The 457-nt window shown below is 40.7% G+C and carries 1 protein-coding gene; it reads left to right on the forward strand.

The features are described 5' to 3' along the window. Positions 1-9 precede the first annotated feature (9 nt). On the forward strand, positions 10-456 hold the full coding sequence (locus GOU96_RS18300; protein WP_055045010.1) for a GNAT family N-acetyltransferase: 447 nt from the start codon (positions 10-12) through the stop codon (positions 454-456). Position 457 lies beyond the last annotated feature (1 nt).

Raw genomic sequence — 457 nt, forward strand, 5'->3', positions numbered from 1 at the left:
GGAGAAAATATGCAATATATCGAAGTCAAAAGTAGCCAGATTCCGCTAGATTTGCTGCTTGAAGCCGATCCTTCTGAAGCGAGTATTTCTTCATATTTATCTGATTCATGGTGCTTCGCTGCACTAGATAATGGGCGTGTTTCAGCTGCTTGCATTGTGAAGCCACAAACCAATAGCCTTGCTGAGATATTCAATGTCTCTGTATATCCAAAGTTACAAGGTCAAGGTGTTGGTTCTGAATTACTTAAGTCGGTTCTGTCTCAGTTATCAACTAAGGGAATCTCACGTGTTGAACTGGGTACAGGCACCTTTGGCTATCAACTGACTTATTATCAGCGTCTTGGCTTTCGGGTTGACTCAATCGTCAAAGATTACTTTTTGCTGAATTATCCAGAGCCAATCTATGAAAATGGTATTCAACACAAAGACATGCTGAGATTGTACGCACAACTTTAGT

The organism is Vibrio sp. R-1, assembly GCF_035615595.1.
Classification (GTDB): domain Bacteria; phylum Pseudomonadota; class Gammaproteobacteria; order Enterobacterales; family Vibrionaceae; genus Vibrio; species Vibrio cholerae.